Origin of the sequence: Frigidibacter oleivorans (assembly GCF_003993775.1) — a bacterium.
Lineage (GTDB): Bacteria > Pseudomonadota > Alphaproteobacteria > Rhodobacterales > Rhodobacteraceae > Frigidibacter > Frigidibacter oleivorans.
The window spans coordinates 145,665-159,446 of record NZ_RJRZ01000004.1 but is presented as its reverse complement, the minus strand read 5'-3'; the positions used below and the strand labels follow the sequence as shown (position 1 = coordinate 159,446).

14 protein-coding genes and 1 riboswitch are annotated in these 13,782 nt (G+C 71.1%); of the genes, 9 read left to right on the top strand and 5 right to left on the bottom strand.

The window, feature by feature from the left end; translation table 11 throughout:
• Positions 1-50 precede the first annotated feature (50 nt).
• A riboswitch (cobalamin riboswitch) is annotated at positions 51-254 on the bottom strand.
• Between the two features lie 49 nt (positions 255-303).
• The 3 genes from EEY80_RS07755 to EEY80_RS07745 all read right to left on the bottom strand — a co-directional run bounded on the left by EEY80_RS07755 (position 304) and on the right by EEY80_RS07745 (position 3,366).
• The gene (locus EEY80_RS07755; protein WP_126976017.1) at positions 304-1,575 is read right to left on the bottom strand and encodes an MFS transporter; all 1,272 of its coding nucleotides are present in this window, start codon (positions 1,573-1,575) and stop codon (positions 304-306) included.
• 13 nt (positions 1,576-1,588) lie between these two features.
• Positions 1,589-2,173: a chalcone isomerase family protein gene (locus EEY80_RS07750; RefSeq protein ID WP_126976016.1), complete on the bottom strand. Its 585-nt coding sequence runs from the start codon at positions 2,171-2,173 to the stop codon at positions 1,589-1,591.
• A 176-nt stretch (positions 2,174-2,349) separates the two neighbouring features.
• Positions 2,350-3,366 carry a DctP family TRAP transporter solute-binding subunit gene (locus EEY80_RS07745; protein ID WP_235829746.1) on the bottom strand — a complete coding sequence of 339 codons (1,017 nt, stop codon included), beginning with the start codon at positions 3,364-3,366 and terminating at the stop codon, positions 2,350-2,352.
• A gap of 122 nt (positions 3,367-3,488) precedes the next feature.
• Here EEY80_RS07745 and EEY80_RS07740 point away from each other — a divergent pair, with 122 nt between their 5' ends.
• The 5 genes from EEY80_RS07740 (at position 3,489) to EEY80_RS07720 (ending at position 9,347) form a co-directional block, all read left to right on the top strand.
• Positions 3,489-5,465, top strand: a complete 1,977-nt coding sequence (locus tag EEY80_RS07740) for a two-component system sensor histidine kinase NtrB (RefSeq protein ID WP_235829745.1) — start codon at positions 3,489-3,491, stop codon at positions 5,463-5,465.
• A gap of 17 nt (positions 5,466-5,482) precedes the next feature.
• Positions 5,483-6,127 (top strand): response regulator transcription factor, encoded by a 645-nt coding sequence (locus tag EEY80_RS07735; protein WP_235829744.1) that lies wholly within the window; start codon positions 5,483-5,485, stop codon positions 6,125-6,127.
• Positions 6,128-6,339: 212 nt separating this feature from the next.
• Positions 6,340-7,317 (top strand): tripartite tricarboxylate transporter substrate-binding protein, encoded by a 978-nt coding sequence (locus EEY80_RS07730; protein WP_126976014.1) that lies wholly within the window; start codon positions 6,340-6,342, stop codon positions 7,315-7,317.
• 61 nt (positions 7,318-7,378) lie between these two features.
• Positions 7,379-7,837, top strand: coding sequence for a tripartite tricarboxylate transporter TctB family protein (locus tag EEY80_RS07725; protein ID WP_126976013.1), 459 nt, complete (start codon positions 7,379-7,381; stop codon positions 7,835-7,837).
• Positions 7,838-7,844: 7 nt separating this feature from the next.
• On the top strand, positions 7,845-9,347 hold the full coding sequence (locus EEY80_RS07720) for a tripartite tricarboxylate transporter permease (RefSeq protein ID WP_126976012.1): 1,503 nt from the start codon (positions 7,845-7,847) through the stop codon (positions 9,345-9,347).
• Between the two features lie 83 nt (positions 9,348-9,430).
• On the opposite strand, the gene EEY80_RS07715 is transcribed toward EEY80_RS07720, so the two are convergent.
• Together EEY80_RS07715 and EEY80_RS07710 are read right to left on the bottom strand one after the other, a co-directional pair.
• A complete protein-coding gene (locus EEY80_RS07715) occupies positions 9,431-10,258 on the bottom strand; it encodes a manganese catalase family protein (RefSeq protein WP_126976011.1) in 828 nt (275 codons plus the stop codon).
• A gap of 173 nt (positions 10,259-10,431) precedes the next feature.
• Positions 10,432-10,785, bottom strand: a complete 354-nt coding sequence (locus EEY80_RS07710; protein WP_126976010.1) for a helix-turn-helix transcriptional regulator — start codon at positions 10,783-10,785, stop codon at positions 10,432-10,434.
• A 177-nt stretch (positions 10,786-10,962) separates the two neighbouring features.
• Here EEY80_RS07710 and EEY80_RS07705 point away from each other — a divergent pair, with 177 nt between their 5' ends.
• The 4 genes from EEY80_RS07705 to EEY80_RS07690 all read left to right on the top strand — a co-directional run bounded on the left by EEY80_RS07705 (position 10,963) and on the right by EEY80_RS07690 (position 13,719).
• Positions 10,963-11,187: a twin-arginine translocase TatA/TatE family subunit gene (locus EEY80_RS07705; protein ID WP_126976009.1), complete on the top strand. Its 225-nt coding sequence runs from the start codon at positions 10,963-10,965 to the stop codon at positions 11,185-11,187.
• Positions 11,188-11,249: 62 nt separating this feature from the next.
• Positions 11,250-12,044, top strand: coding sequence for a Sec-independent protein translocase protein TatB (tatB, locus tag EEY80_RS20705; RefSeq protein WP_126976008.1), 795 nt, complete (start codon positions 11,250-11,252; stop codon positions 12,042-12,044).
• Entirely contained in the window at positions 12,041-12,880 is an 840-nt protein-coding gene (tatC, locus tag EEY80_RS07695; RefSeq protein ID WP_126976007.1) for a twin-arginine translocase subunit TatC, read from the top strand. Before tatB ends, tatC begins: the two co-directional genes overlap by 4 nt.
• Positions 12,877-13,719, top strand: coding sequence for an ATP-binding protein (locus EEY80_RS07690; protein ID WP_126976006.1), 843 nt, complete (start codon positions 12,877-12,879; stop codon positions 13,717-13,719). The genes tatC and EEY80_RS07690 overlap by 4 nt, the downstream gene beginning before the upstream one ends.
• Positions 13,720-13,782 lie beyond the last annotated feature (63 nt).

Genomic DNA, 13,782 nt, shown 5'->3' with positions numbered 1-13,782 from the left:
CGGTGAGTCACCACTGCGGATGGACCGCTTCCCGGACGCGCCCCGCGCCGGAAATGGGTGGTGCTGCGGCAGGTCTCCTGGCTCGCGGGTCGGTGCTCGGGCCGGCCTTCCCGGACCGTCGGTCCAGTGGCACGGATGGCCGTCGCTCGCCGCTGACAGTTGCGGGGGCAGCCGGGGCCTTGGGACCCGCGTCCCGCACCCCGTTCCCTTTTCATCGGCGGTCGCCCGCCGAAACCGTAGCAGGCGTCAGATGCGGCATCGGCGGGCGCGATGTCAAGCGCGGGCGCGCCGGGCCGGGACGGCTCAGCCCGCGAACAGGCGGCGCGGCAGGGTCAGGATCAGCGCGACGGTCGCGGCCTTCAGCAGGCAGGGCAGGATGGCATAGCCGAAGGTCAGCGCCCGCAGCGCGCCGGGATCGTTGGCCCCGCCCGGCACGAAGCCCGCGCGGTCGAGCATCGGCAGCGCGATCGCCGCGGCCAGCGCCAGCGCCAGCTTGCCCGCGAAGGACCAGATGCCGAAGGCGGTGCCGGCCTGTACCCCCGCCGCCGCCAGCCGCGTGGCGAAAAGCGCGGGCAGGATCACCATGTCGGCCCCCACCGTCGCCCCCGAGGCGAGGCAGATCAGCGCGAAGGGCAGCGCCGCGCCCGGCGGCAGAAGCGCCGTTCCCGCGAAGGCCAGAACCGACATGAGCATCGCCCCGGCCAGCACTCGCCGCGCGCCGAACCGCCGCGCCAGCGCCGACCAGCCGGGCACGGACAGGCCCGCGGCGAGGAAGAACAGGATCAGGAAGGGCCCGGCCAGCCCCGGCAGGCGCAGCCGGTCCTCGACGAAGAACAGGAACAGCGTCGAGGTCAGGGCGACGGGCAGGGTATTGACCAGCGCCAGACCCACCAGCCAGCCCGCGCCGCTGCCCGCGAGGTCGCCGATGCGGAACCGCCGTTCCGGCAGGCCCGGCTGCCGCCACAGCGCGCCGGTGGTGGCGAGCGTCACCGCTGCCAGCGCCGCCACCGTCCAGCCGAAGGCGGCATAGCCCGATCCGCCCGCGACCGCCGCCAGCAGCGCGGGCGCGGCGGCGGCGAGGATCACGCCCGCCAGCGCCCCGCCCTCGCGCCAGGCGGCCAGCCGGTATTGCGCGGCCGCGCTGCCCGACCCGGCGAGCCGCGCGCTTTCGCCATAGAAAAGGATGCTGCCGAGGCTGTATCCGGTGAAGACCATGACCAGCGCCAGCACCAGCCGCGGCACCACCGGCCCCGCCGCGGGGTCGGGCGGCAGGGCGAAGACCCCGGCGATGCCGCCCCCCAGCAGCAGCAGCGCCAGCGCCGCCAGGGCGCCGCGCCGGCGATGCCAGCGGTCGGTGACCCAGCCAAGCGCCGGGTCCTGCAGGAAGTCGAGGATGCGGATCGCGATCAGGATCGTGCCCACGGTCGCCAGCGGCAGTCCCAGTTCCGCCGCGGCGAAGGCCGGCAGGTGGATATAGAGCGGCAGCCCCGCGCAGGCGAAGGTCAGGGCGAAGAGCCCCACCTGCGCCGGGCGCGCCGGTTGCGCGGCCGCCGCGCTGGCTTCGGTCCGGATCATCGGGCGGACGGGCTCAGTTGGCCTCGCCCCGCAGCTGGCGCGACAGGCTGGCCGAGCGGCTGTTGTCCGACAGCCAGATCGACAGGAAGCGCGGGCCGATCCCGGGGCGGGCGATGTCGCAGGTGGGCGCCCCGTTGAACCAGAAGGTCAGCCGGTCGGGCGCGGGCATCGCCGCCACGAAGCGGTCGCCCCGGCCCACCTGGCGAAAGCAGGGCGCGAGCGCCTCGACCAGTGCGTCGTGATCGGGGCGCGGGCCTTCCAGCCGCTCCAGCTCGGCCCGGGTGGCGTCGAGCATGTCCTCGCGGCTGAACCCGCGCAGGTAGTGCAGTTCCAGCGCCATCGGCCGGGTCCAGTCGAACTCTTGCCCGCGGGCGGTGTAAAGCCGCCCCTCATAGACCGGCAGCCCCAGCCAGCGCAGGGTCGCCGCCCCGATCGGCGCCGGATCGGGGATGCCGGCCCGCGCGACCACCGCCTCGAAGGCACGGGCCGGGGCGGGGGACAAAGCGGGCGACAACGCCAGCGCGATCAGCGCCGGCAGGGCGGCACGCGCGAGGGTGGCGCGCGACAGAAGGGGCAGGGCAGGGGCGGCTGCGGGCATCGGGGGCATCCTGGGCAAAGGATCGTCGTCCCGGATCGAGCTAGCGGCGGCGCGCGCGGGTTCAAGCGGCGCGCGCGCCCCTGCGGTGCAAGGCGCGAACTCGTGCATCTTGTCGGCGCGAATATCCCCGGGGGCAGCGCCCCCTCTGTCCGCGCCGCCGGCGCGACCGTCCGGGGTCAGCCCTGTCCCAGCAGGTCGCGCACCCGGCCCAGCAACCGTTCGCCCACGCGGCCCGCCATCTGGTCCTGCACCGGGCGCAGCACCGCCAGCCATTCGGCGCGTTCCTCGGGGGTGGGGTCGTGGAACTGTGTTGTGCCCGCCGCGCGCATCGCGGCCAGCGCCGCGGCATTGTCCTCGGCGGCGGTGGAATTGGCATAGGCCGTGGCCTCGGCCACCGCCCGGTCCAGCCCGTCGCGCAGGGCGGCGGGCAGCCCGTCCCAGAAGGTGGCGTTGACGATCAGCGCATAGCCCAGATAGCCGTGATGCGACAGGGTGGCGTGGCGCTGCACCTCGTGCATCCGCTGGGTGTACATGTTGGAGGGCGGGTTTTCTGTGCCGTCGGCGAAACCGGTGGCCAGCGCCTGGTAGGCCTCGGAAAAGCCGGTGATCTGCGGCACCGCGCCAAGCGCCGCCATCTGCGCCTCGATGATGCGCGAGGACTGGATGCGCATCTTCAGCCCCCGGCAGTCGCCCGGCCGGTGCAGCGGGCGGTTGGCCGAGATCAGCTTGAACCCGTTGTCCCAGAAGGCCAGGCCGCGGATGCCCTTGGTGTCCAGCTTCGCCAGAAGATCGGTGCCGATCTCGCCTTCGGTGATCCGCCGCAGGTCGGCCTCGCCCGAGAAGATGTAGGGCAGGTCGAACATCTCGAATTCCGACAGCCCGAGCGGCCCGAACTTTGCCAGCGACGGCGCCAGCACCTGCACCGCGCCGAGTTGCAGGGCCTCCAGCTCTTCCTTGTCCTTGTAGAGCGTGCTGTTGGGGTAGATCTGCACCGTCACCGCGCCATCGCTGTAGCGTGCCGCCAGTTCGGCAAAGCGCAGCGCGCCGCGGCCCTTGGGCGTGTCGGGCGCGACGACGTGACTGAAACGCAGCACCATCGGCTGCGCGCGCAGGATCGTCGGCGCGGCCAGTCCCGCCAGCCCGGCAATCGCTGCCGCCGCCAGATCGCGCCGCGTCGGATGGGCCATGGGCATCAGCGGTCCTCCCCGACCTGGGCCGTTCCCAGCATTGTCTTCCCCGATCGCGCGGCTATTGTGAAGCCCTTGCTGGGCGGAGGGGCCTATCGGCGATGTCGGAGCGGGAGGACGCCTGGCAGATGGACAGCATGCCGCAGCCCGGGGGCCGCGGCCGGTTCCGCGCGCGGCTGGACCTGCTGTCGGTGCTGCCGATGCTGTCGATCCTCGCGCTGGTGGCGGCGGTGGCGGCCCTGGTCTGGGTGCTGCGCCGCGACGAGGCCGAGGCGACGCGCGTCCAGCTGGCCACCGATGCGCTGTGGGTGGAACAGACGCTGCGCTTCCAGCTGTCGGTGGACGAGGATCTGCTGGCGCGGCTGGCGCTGGACGCCGCCGACGGCACGCCCGACGAGACGCTGGACAGCCGCACGCGCCTGCATATCGCCAATAATCCCGAACTGCTGTCCGTGGGCTGGTTCGATGCCGGCGGCGCGGTGATCCGGCAGATCCCCGGCCCCGATGCCGGGGCGGCGGCCCCGCCTGCGGTGCTCGACCTTCTCGGCCGGCTCGACCAGAGCTCGGCGCGGCCCGTCTATGGCGCGGTGCAGGCGGGGGCGGGGGGGCCCACGGTGATGCTGGGCGTGCCGGTGCGCGAGGGCGAGGGGATGATCGCCGCCACCATCTCGCTGCCGTTGCTGCTGACCCGGCATGTGCCGTGGTGGATCGCGGAACGCTATGCGGTGACGATCACCGATATCGGCGGCGCGCCCCTGGCCAGCCGGGCGCGGATGGCCGCGCCCGGGGACGCCCGCACCCATGTGATCAGCTTCGACCCGCCGCTCGGGGGCACGCTGCTGCGCATCGCGCCCTTCGCCGCCGCGCGGCCGCTGGGCGACCAGCTGCTGCAGGCGGCGATCGTGGCGCTGTCGATCCTGGCGCTCTTGGCGCTGGCGGCGCTGGCGCGCAGCCTCAACCGCGGCCGGCGGGCCGAGATGCGGCTCCGGGGCGAGATGGCCTTTCGCCGCTCGATGGAGGAAAGCCTGACCGTGGGCCTGCGCGCCAAGGATCACGAGGGGCGCATCCTCTATGTCAACACCGCTTTCTGCCAGCTGGTGGGCTTCGGCCCCGGCGATCTGGTGGGCAAGCCGATGCCGATGCCCTACTGGCTGCCGGAACGGCTGGAGGACACGATGGCGCGGCAGCGGGCGCTGGCGGCGGGGGGCGCGCGGCCGCAAAGCTTCGAGACGCGGTTCCGCCGCCGCGACGGAGCCGAGATCGATGTGCAGGTCTACGAGGCGCCGCTGATCGACGCGCATGGCCGGCACCGGGGCTGGATGGGGTCGATCATCGACATCACCGAGGCGCGGCGGGCCGAACGGCTGGCCCGCGCGCAGGAGGACAGCGTCACCCGCACCGGCCGGCTGGTGTCGCTGGGCGAGATGGCCTCGACCCTCGCGCATGAGCTGAACCAGCCCCTGGCGGCGGTGTCGGGCTATGCCGCGGGGGCGCTGAACATGCTGCGCGCGGGGCAGGGCGATCCGGCCGCGCTGACCCCGGCGCTGGAAAAGCTGGCGCATCAGGTGGACCGCGCCGGGCAGATCATCCGCCGGGTGCAGGACCTGGTGCGCAAGCGCGAGCCGCATTTCGAGCCGCTGTCCCTGCCGGATGTGGTGGCCGAGACGCTGGGCTTCATGACCGCCGATGCCCGGCAGCGCCGGGTCCGGATCGTCGTCGAGGACGACGGCACCGTGCCGCCGGTAATGGCCGACCGCATCCTGGTCGAACAGCTGCTGGTCAACCTGATCCGCAACGCGATGGAGGCGATGCCCGAGGCGCGCCGGTCCGGCGACCGGGTGACGCTGCGCCTGTCGGCGCGGGAGGGCGCGGCCGAGATCCGGGTGATGGACCAGGGCGGCGGCATCGCGCCCGAACTGGCGGACCGGCTGTTCGAGCCCTTCGCCTCGACCAAGGCCGATGGCATGGGCATGGGGCTGAACATCTGCCGGTCGATCCTCGAACTGCATCGCGGGCGCATCGGCGTCGAGCCGGCGCCGGGAGGCGGCACCTGCTTTGTCGTGACCCTGCCGGCGGCGATGGGCCTGGGGCGGGCCGCGGAATGAAGGGACGGGAGGACGGGATGAGCATGGCCGGAATCGCCGCCGAACCGCAGATCCACGTCGTCGATGACGAACCGGCGATCCGCGACGCGCTGTCATGGCTCTTCGCCTCGCGCGGGGTGGCGGTGACGGGCTGGCCCTCGGGCGAGGCGCTGCTCGATGCGCTGCCGCTGGCCGGGCCGGGCTGCATCATCCTCGACGTGCGGATGGAGGGCCTGTCCGGCCCCGAGGTCTTTGCCCGGCTGCAGGCGGCGGGGGCGGACATGCCGGTGATCTTCCTGACCGGCCATGCCGAGGTGCCGGTGGCGGTGCAGGCGCTGAAGGACGGGGCGCATGACTTCGTCGAGAAGCCCTTCAACGACAACCAGATCGTCGACCGGGCGCTGGCCGCCGCCGCCGCCCATGCGCGGCGGCTGACCGAGGCCGCGGCCCGGCAGGCCCTGTCCGACCGGCTGGCGACGCTGTCCGAGCGCGAGGCCGAGGTGATGCGGCTGATGCTGCAGGGCAGCCTGAACAAGCAGATGGCCGACCGGCTAGGCATCGCCATGCGCACGGTCGAGGTACATCGCGGCCGGGTGCTGATGAAGATGGGCGTGCGCAACGCGGTGGAACTGGCGGCGCTGCTGGCGGGACACGCGCTCGACCCGCCGCGCGCGGCGGGCTGAGGCCCTGGAAGGGGGCTCTGCCCCCGTCCGCTGGCGCGGACTCCCCCGGGATATTTCCGAACAGAAGATGGGGCGGCGGGCGGGCGGGAGGGGCCCGGCGCCTTGTTATTGCGGAAACCCACAATAGCCGCCCCTTCGCCCGCCTGACATTCTGCCCCTGTCAAGCGCCCGGGCCGGAGGAGGCCGCGGGCCGCGCAGTCAGGGAGGATACAATGGCACAATTCACCCGGTTCGCCGGTCTTTCGATGCTTGGGCTGATGCTCGGCTCGGCCGCACTGGCCCAGGGCTATCCCGAGCGGCAGATCACCATGGTCGTGCCGTTCTCGGCCGGCGGGCCGACCGATACCGTGGCCCGTCTGGTGGCCGAGAAGATGTCGGAATCGCTCGGCCAGCAGATCATCGTCGAGAACGTGGGCGGCGCCGGCGGCACGCTGGGCGCGGGCCGCGTCGCCAGCGCCGAGGCGGACGGCTACACCGTGCTTTTGCATCACATCGGCATGGCGACCTCGGCCACGCTTTACCGCAGCCTCGCCTATGACACGCTGAACGCCTTCGACTATGTGGGCCTCGTGACCGAGGTGCCGATGACGCTGGTGGCGCGCAAGGATTTCGAGCCCGCCGACATGGCGGCCTTCGTGTCCTACGTGAAGGAGAATGCCGACAGCATCACCCTGGCCAATGCCGGGATCGGTGCGGCCTCGCATCTGTGCGGAATGCTGTTCATGCAGGCGCTCGACGCGCCGATCGTCACCGTGCCCTACAAGGGGACCGGTCCGGCGATGACCGACCTTCTGGGCGGGCAGGTCGACATCATGTGCGACCAGACCACCAACACCAGCGAACAGGTCCGCGGCGGCACGATCAAGGCTTACGCCGTGACCACGCCCGAGCGGCTGGAGATCTTCCCCGACCTGCCCACCGTGGCCGAGGCCGGGCTGCCGGGCATGGAAGTGGCGATCTGGCACGGCATCTACGCGCCGAAGGGCACGCCCCCCGAAGCGATCGAGAAGCTGTCCGCCGCGCTTCAGGCGGCGCTGGCCGACGAGGGCGTGGCCGCGAAGATGGCCGATCTCGGCACCGCGCCCTCGCCCGCCGAGGATGCGACGCCCCAGGCGCTGCAGGCGAAGCTGGAATCCGAGATCGACCGCTGGAAGCCGGTGATCGAGGCCGCCGGCGTCTACGCCGACTGACACCGACACCTGCCCCGGCGGCATCCGTCGCCGGGGCAGCCGCAGCCGTCCCGGGGGGACCATGAAGACCGCATTCGATCCCACAGACGCCGCGGCCGGCGTCCTTTTCATCCTGTTCGGCCTGTTCTTCGGCGTGCAGTCGCTGGGGCTCGACCTCGGCACCGCCTTCCGCATGGGGCCGGGCTATTTCCCGCTGATCCTGTCCGGCGTGCTGATCCTGCTGGGCGCGGTGATCCTTGCCGGGTCGCTGGGCGCCACCGCGCAGGACTTCGGCGCGATGGCCTGGCGCGGGATGCTGTTCATCCTGCCGGCGCCGATCGTCTTCGGGTTGACGGTGCGGGGGCTGGGCTTCGTGCCCTCGATCTTCCTCACCGCCTTCGTCGCGGGCTTCGCCTCGCTGAAGATGAGCCCGGCGCGGGCGCTGGTGCTGGCGGTGGCGATCACGATCTTCTCGACCCTGGTGTTCAGCTATGGCCTCGGGCTGCCGTTCCGGCGCTTCGGCCCCTGGCTCCCGATGTGAGGCCGGCATGGACCTGTTTTCAAATCTCGCCCTTGGCTTTTCGACCGCAGCCACGCCCGCCAACCTGTTCTTCTGCCTGATCGGCGCGCTTCTGGGCACGCTGGTGGGGGTGCTGCCCGGCATCGGCGTGACCGCGACCATCGCCATGCTGCTGCCCATCACCTTCCAGCTGGAACCGGTCAGTTCGCTGATCATGCTGGCCGGCATCTATTACGGCGCGCAGTACGGCGGATCGACCACGGCGATCCTGATCAACCTGCCGGGCGAAAGCTCGTCGGCGGTGACGGCGATCGACGGCTACCAGATGGCGCGGAACGGCAAGGCCGGCACGGCGCTGGCCATCGCCGCGCTCGGCTCGTTCTTCGCCGGCACCTTCGCGACGCTGCTGGTGGCAATCTTCGCGCCGCCGCTGACGATCATCGCGCTGAAATTCGGCGCGGCGGAGTATTTCAGCCTGATGCTGCTGGGGCTGGTCTCGGCGATCGCGCTGGCACACGGGTCGGTGCCCAAGGCGCTGGCGATGGTGGTGCTGGGCCTGCTGCTGGGGCTGGTGGGCACCGACATCTATACCGGCACGCCGCGCTTCAACTTCGGCATCACCAACTTCGCCGACGGGCTGAACTTCGTGGCGCTGGCGGTCGGGGTCTTCGGCATCGCCGAGATCCTGCGCAACCTCGAGGACGAGCGCAGCCGCAAGGTCATCACCAGCCAGGTGGGCAGCCTGTTCCCCAGCCGCGAGGACCTGCGCAAGATGCTGGCGCCGATGATGCGCGGCACGGTGTTGGGCTCGGCCTTGGGGGTGCTGCCGGGGGGCGGCGCGATCCTCGCGAGCTTTGCCGCCTATACGGTGGAAAAGCGGCTGTCCAAGGAACCGCACACCTTCGGCAAGGGCGCGGTGGCGGGCGTGGCGGGGCCGGAATCGGCCAACAATGCCGGGGCGCAGACCTCGTTCATCCCGCTGCTGACGCTGGGGATTCCGGCGAACCCCGTGATGGCGCTGATGGTGGGCGCGATGATCATCCAGGGCATCGTGCCCGGTCCCAATGTCGCCAGCGAACAGCCCGCGCTGTTCTGGGGGGTGATCGCCAGCATGTGGATCGGCAACCTGATGCTGGTGATCCTCAACCTGCCGCTGATCGGGTTGTGGGTGCGGCTGCTGAAGGTGCCCTATTTCGTGCTGTTCCCGATCATCCTCGCCTTCTGCTCGATCGGGGTCTACAGCGTCAATTCCAACGTCTTCGACCTCTACTCCGTCGCGATGTTCGGGTTGCTCGGCTATGTGCTGATCAAGCTGCGCTGCGAGCCCGCGCCGCTGTTGCTGGGCTTCGTGCTGGGGCCGCTGCTGGAGGAGAACCTGCGCCGGGCGATGATCCTGGGCCGCGGCGATCCGATGGTCTTCGTCACCCGGCCGATCAGCGCGACGCTGCTGGCGCTGACGGTGGTGGTGCTGATCGTGGTGCTGCTGCCCTCGGTCCGGGCGAAGCGCGAAGAGGTCTTCGTCGAGGACTGACCTCGCACGAGGGGACGGGACAGAAACAGAGGGGGGCGGCCCGTCCGGCGCCGCCCCCCGCGTTTTTCGGGGGCCGCGTCCGGTCAGCCCATCTGCTTCAGCTGCGCGCCCGATTTCGGCCTGGCGAGGCCGAGGTCCGGCTTCTGGCCCAGCGGTTGCGGCTTTTCCACCACCGAGAATTCCGCCCGCCCGTCGAGCGAGGGACCCGAGGTCCAGCGGCCCTGCGGCGTCGGTTCGTCCAGCGAGGTGTTGAGGAAGTAGTAGGAATGCTCCACCGCCTCGTGTTCCGGCGGGGTGGAGTTGGGGACGGGCAGGTTCGCCTCCATCCCGCCCAGTTCCTCGATCACCGCCAGCCACTGCTGCTGATGCATCGTGTCGCGGGCGATCAGGAAGGACAGCATGTCGCGCATCCCGCTGTCGTCGGTCATGTTGTAGAGCCGGCTGGCCAGCACCCGGCCGCTGCCCTCGGCCATGGCATTGGCCATCATGTCGGCGGCGATGTTGCCGGTGGCATAGACATGGCTCATGTCGAAGGGCACGCCGTTGGCGTTGACCGGCATCGCCGACAGGCCCGAGGACAGGATATGCCGGGGGTTCATCCCGCCCATGATCGCATGCACGACCGGGTCCTTCGTCGCCTCGTCCTGCACCTCGACCGGTGCGCCCTCGAGGTTCAGCGCCACGGCATGGCCCAGGAACTCGATATGCGACAGCTCCTCGGTCGCGGTCATCATCAGCATGTCGCGGTATTTCGGGTCGCCGCGGCAGCCCATCGCCTGAAAGAAGTACTGCATGGCGACGCGGATCTCGCCCTCGACCCCGCCGATGGCCTGCTGCAGGAATTTGGCGAACTGCGGGTCGGGCCTGTCGACCCTGACCTCGTATTGCAGCCGGCTGGAATGGTGGAACATGGGATCGTCCTCGCGTGAAAGCGTTTCGGGGGTGGCGCTTGTCTGCATCCGGTCCGGCGGGGCAGGGCGCGGCTTCCGGCGCGGCCCCGGGACCGTCCATCGAACAGGGGCCTCAGCGAAACGTTCCCCGATTGATGCACCGCGCCGGGCTGCCGCAGGGGAAGCGGGCGGCCTCAGCCCTCGCCGATCTCGGCCTGCGGCAGCAGCGTCGCCACCTTCGCCAGCAGGCTGCGGGCCGGGCGGGCCAGCGGGTCGGCCTCGTCCGCCGCCACCCGCCGCAGGCCCTCGGACAGGGCGCGCAGCTCGTCCGGCGTCATCAGCGTCGGCGGCAGAACCAGCGGCGCGCGCAGGATGTAGCCAAGGCCGCGCTCGCCCTCGACCGGCATGCCCGTCGCGGCCAGCATCGCCATGTCGCGCCAGATCGTCCGCGGCGACACGCCCAGCCTGGCGGCCAGTTCGGCGGCGGTGTGCAGCCGCCCGTCGCGCATCAGCCGCACCAGATCGTAAAGCCGGTCATCGCGTTTCATCGGTGCGGGCCAGGGGTGCGGGGCGGGGACATACTGACAAATTACTGTCAGTTGAGCCGCAGCGCGAGGGGGCATCGGCCTTTTCGGGCAGGGGCCTTTGCGCCTAGATGGATCAGGACATGTCGCACCGCCCCCGGGGACATCGGTAGAGGGGCGGTCAGCCAGGGGATTTGGATCATGCTCAACAATATCGGACTTCCCGGCCTGCTGCTGATCGCGGTGATCGTGCTGGTGCTCTTCGGGCGGGGCAAGGTGTCGTCGCTGATGGGCGAGGTCGGCAAGGGCATCACCGCCTTCAAGAAGGGCGTCAACGACGGCAAGGACGAGATCGAGGCCGACCGCGCCGCCGATCAGCGCCCGGTCCGCGACGTGACCCCGCAAGCCGACAAGGACCGCGCCTGAACGACGCGGCCGCCGATCCGGCCCTGCCCTCGCGGCGCGGCCCTGCGGGAAAGCACTGACCCATGTTAGATATCGGCTGGAGCGAGCTTCTGGTCATCGGCGTCGTCGCGCTGATCGTCGTCGGGCCCAAGGACCTGCCGGGGATGTTCCGCACCCTCGGGCGGATGACGGCCAAGGCCCGGGGCATGGCGCGCGAATTCTCCCGCGCCATGGAGGATGCCGCGCGCGAGTCGGGGATGGACGAGGTGTCGCGCGACCTGAAGTCCGTGACCTCGAAGAAGTCGCTGGGCCTCGACGCGCTGGAACGCGCCGCCGACCGCTTCGACAAGTGGGAACCGAAGCTGCCGGGGCAGGTGCCGAATTCGGCTGCAAGCCCGGCGGCGGCGACCGGTGCCGCCGCTGCGGCGGAACCGCTGCCGGGCGCACCCGCGATCGTCGAGCCGACCATCGCCGACCCTGCGCGCGAGACCGTCCGCGGCCCGGCCACGCAGGCGCTGGCCGAGGCGCGGGCCGCCGAGGTGGCCGGGCGCAAGGCGGCCGTCGGACGGCCGAAGTCGGAAGAGACTGCCACAGGGGCCGTCGCGGAGACCCCGGTCCGGCGCATCCCCAAGACCCGCGCCAAGGCCGCCGTCCGCGACCCGGCCGCGCCCGCGCCCGATCCGGCCGCGACGCCCGCAGCCAAGCCCGCAGCCAAGAAGAAGCCCGCGAAGGCGAAGGAACCGAAGGCCGAGAAGCCCGCAGCCAAGCCCGCCGCCAAGGCAGACAAGCCCCGCAAGGCCCGCAAGGCGACAGCACCCGATCCCGCCGCGCCACAACCCGCCGATCCCCGAACCGCCGTCCCGGATCCTGACGCATGAGCACGCAAGACGAGATCGACGATTCCGCCGCGCCGCTGATCGAGCATCTGGCGGAACTGCGCAGCCGGATCATGTGGTCGCTCGCCGCCTTCCTGGTGGCGATGATCGCCTCCTTCACCTTCTGGAACCCGATCTTCAACTTCCTGACCCATCCGCTGTGCCGCGCGCTGGAGGCGAAGGGGCAGGCCTGCGGGCTGGTGCTGATCAAGCTGCAGGAAGGCTTCTTCGTCGCCATGAGCATCTCGATGTTCGGCGGGCTGGTGCTGGCCTTCCCGATCATCGCCTACCAGATGTGGCGTTTCGTGGCGCCCGGCCTCTACCGGTCCGAGAAAAGCGCCTTCCTGCCCTTCCTCGTCGCCTCGCCCGCGATGTTCTTCCTCGGCGCGGCCTTCGCCTATTACGTCGTGCTGCCGATCGCCTTCGACTTCTTCCTGGGGTTCCAGCAGGTGGCCGCCCCCGAGGCCGCGGCGGATGTGGACGCGGCCCTGACCTCGACCGCGCCGGCGGGCATCCTGTTCCAGGGCTCGATGCAGGAATATCTGGGCCTGACGATGAAATTCGTGCTGGCCTTCGGCCTGTGCTTCCAGCTGCCGGTGCTGCTGACCCTGATGGGCAAGGCGGGCCTGATCAGCGCCGAGGGGCTCGCCTCGGTCCGGCGCTATGCGGTGGTGGCGATCCTCGCGCTGGCGGCGGTGGCGACGCCGCCCGACATGATGAGCCAGGTCATCATGTTCTGCGCGGTCTACCCGCTTTACGAGGTGTCGATCCACCTGATCCGGCGCATCGAGCGGCGCCGCGACGCCGAAGAGGCCGCGCGCGAGGCCGCAGGCGAATGACCGCGGACCCGCTGAACCGGATCGCCGCCGCGCTGGAGCGGCTGGCCCCGCCGCCGCCGCCCGCGCCGGACCTCGCCGCCGCCGATGCCTTCCTGTGGCACGGGGGCGAGGGGCGGCTGGCCCCGGTGCCGCAGGTGGCGGGGGTAGCGCTGTCGCTGCTGGTCGGCATCGACCGGGTGCGCGACATCCTGTTGCAGAACACGCTGCAGTTCGCCCGGGGCCTGCCCGCGAACAACGCGCTGCTCTGGGGCGCGCGGGGCATGGGCAAATCCTCGCTGGTCAAGGCGGTGCATGGCGCGGTGCTGGCCGAGGGGCTGGCGCTGAAGCTGGTGGAACTGGCGCGCGACGATCTGCCCACGGTCGGGCGGCTGCTCGGCCATCTGCGCGACAACCCGGATCACCGGGTGGTGCTGTTCTGCGACGACCTGTCCTTCAGCCATGACGACGCGCACTACAAGTCGCTGAAGGCGGTGCTCGACGGCGGGATCGAGGGCCGGCCGGCCAATGTGATCCTCTACGCAACCTCGAATCGCCGCCACCTGATGCCCCGCGACATGATCGAGAACGAACGCTCGACCGCGATCAGCCCGTCGGAGGCGGTCGAGGAAAAGGTGTCGCTGTCGGACCGCTTCGGCCTGTGGCTGGGCTTCCACCCCTGCGACCAGGACCATTACCTCGCGATGATCCACGGCTATTGCGCGGCCTACGGGCTGACGGTCGAGGAAGACGTGCTGCGCGCCGAGGCGATCGAGTGGCAGGCGACGCGCGGTGCCCGTTCGGGCCGGGTGGCCTGGCAGTTCTTCATCGACCTCGCGGGGCGGCGCGGCCTGCGGATCTGACACGCCCGACCTGACGCGCGCCTCCCTGCAGCTGATCCAAATATCCCGCGGGGGGTGCGGGGG

Excerpts from the sequence above, each read along its gene's own strand:
- EEY80_RS07755 (WP_126976017.1), bottom strand. The coding sequence starts at position 1,575 with ATGATCCGGACCGAAGCCAGCGCGGCGGCCGCGCAACCGGCGCGCCCG.
- EEY80_RS07750 (WP_126976016.1), bottom strand. The coding sequence starts at position 2,173 with ATGCCCGCAGCCGCCCCTGCCCTGCCCCTTCTGTCGCGCGCCACCCTC.
- EEY80_RS07745 (WP_235829746.1), bottom strand. The coding sequence starts at position 3,366 with ATGCCCATGGCCCATCCGACGCGGCGCGATCTGGCGGCGGCAGCGATT.
- EEY80_RS07740 (WP_235829745.1), top strand. The coding sequence starts at position 3,489 with ATGGACAGCATGCCGCAGCCCGGGGGCCGCGGCCGGTTCCGCGCGCGG.
- EEY80_RS07735 (WP_235829744.1), top strand. The coding sequence starts at position 5,483 with ATGAGCATGGCCGGAATCGCCGCCGAACCGCAGATCCACGTCGTCGAT.
- EEY80_RS07730 (WP_126976014.1), top strand. The coding sequence starts at position 6,340 with ATGGCACAATTCACCCGGTTCGCCGGTCTTTCGATGCTTGGGCTGATG.
- EEY80_RS07725 (WP_126976013.1), top strand. The coding sequence starts at position 7,379 with ATGAAGACCGCATTCGATCCCACAGACGCCGCGGCCGGCGTCCTTTTC.
- EEY80_RS07720 (WP_126976012.1), top strand. The coding sequence starts at position 7,845 with ATGGACCTGTTTTCAAATCTCGCCCTTGGCTTTTCGACCGCAGCCACG.
- EEY80_RS07715 (WP_126976011.1), bottom strand. The coding sequence starts at position 10,258 with ATGTTCCACCATTCCAGCCGGCTGCAATACGAGGTCAGGGTCGACAGG.
- EEY80_RS07710 (WP_126976010.1), bottom strand. The coding sequence starts at position 10,785 with ATGAAACGCGATGACCGGCTTTACGATCTGGTGCGGCTGATGCGCGAC.
- EEY80_RS07705 (WP_126976009.1), top strand. The coding sequence starts at position 10,963 with ATGCTCAACAATATCGGACTTCCCGGCCTGCTGCTGATCGCGGTGATC.
- tatB (WP_126976008.1), top strand. The coding sequence starts at position 11,250 with ATGTTAGATATCGGCTGGAGCGAGCTTCTGGTCATCGGCGTCGTCGCG.
- tatC (WP_126976007.1), top strand. The coding sequence starts at position 12,041 with ATGAGCACGCAAGACGAGATCGACGATTCCGCCGCGCCGCTGATCGAG.
- EEY80_RS07690 (WP_126976006.1), top strand. The coding sequence starts at position 12,877 with ATGACCGCGGACCCGCTGAACCGGATCGCCGCCGCGCTGGAGCGGCTG.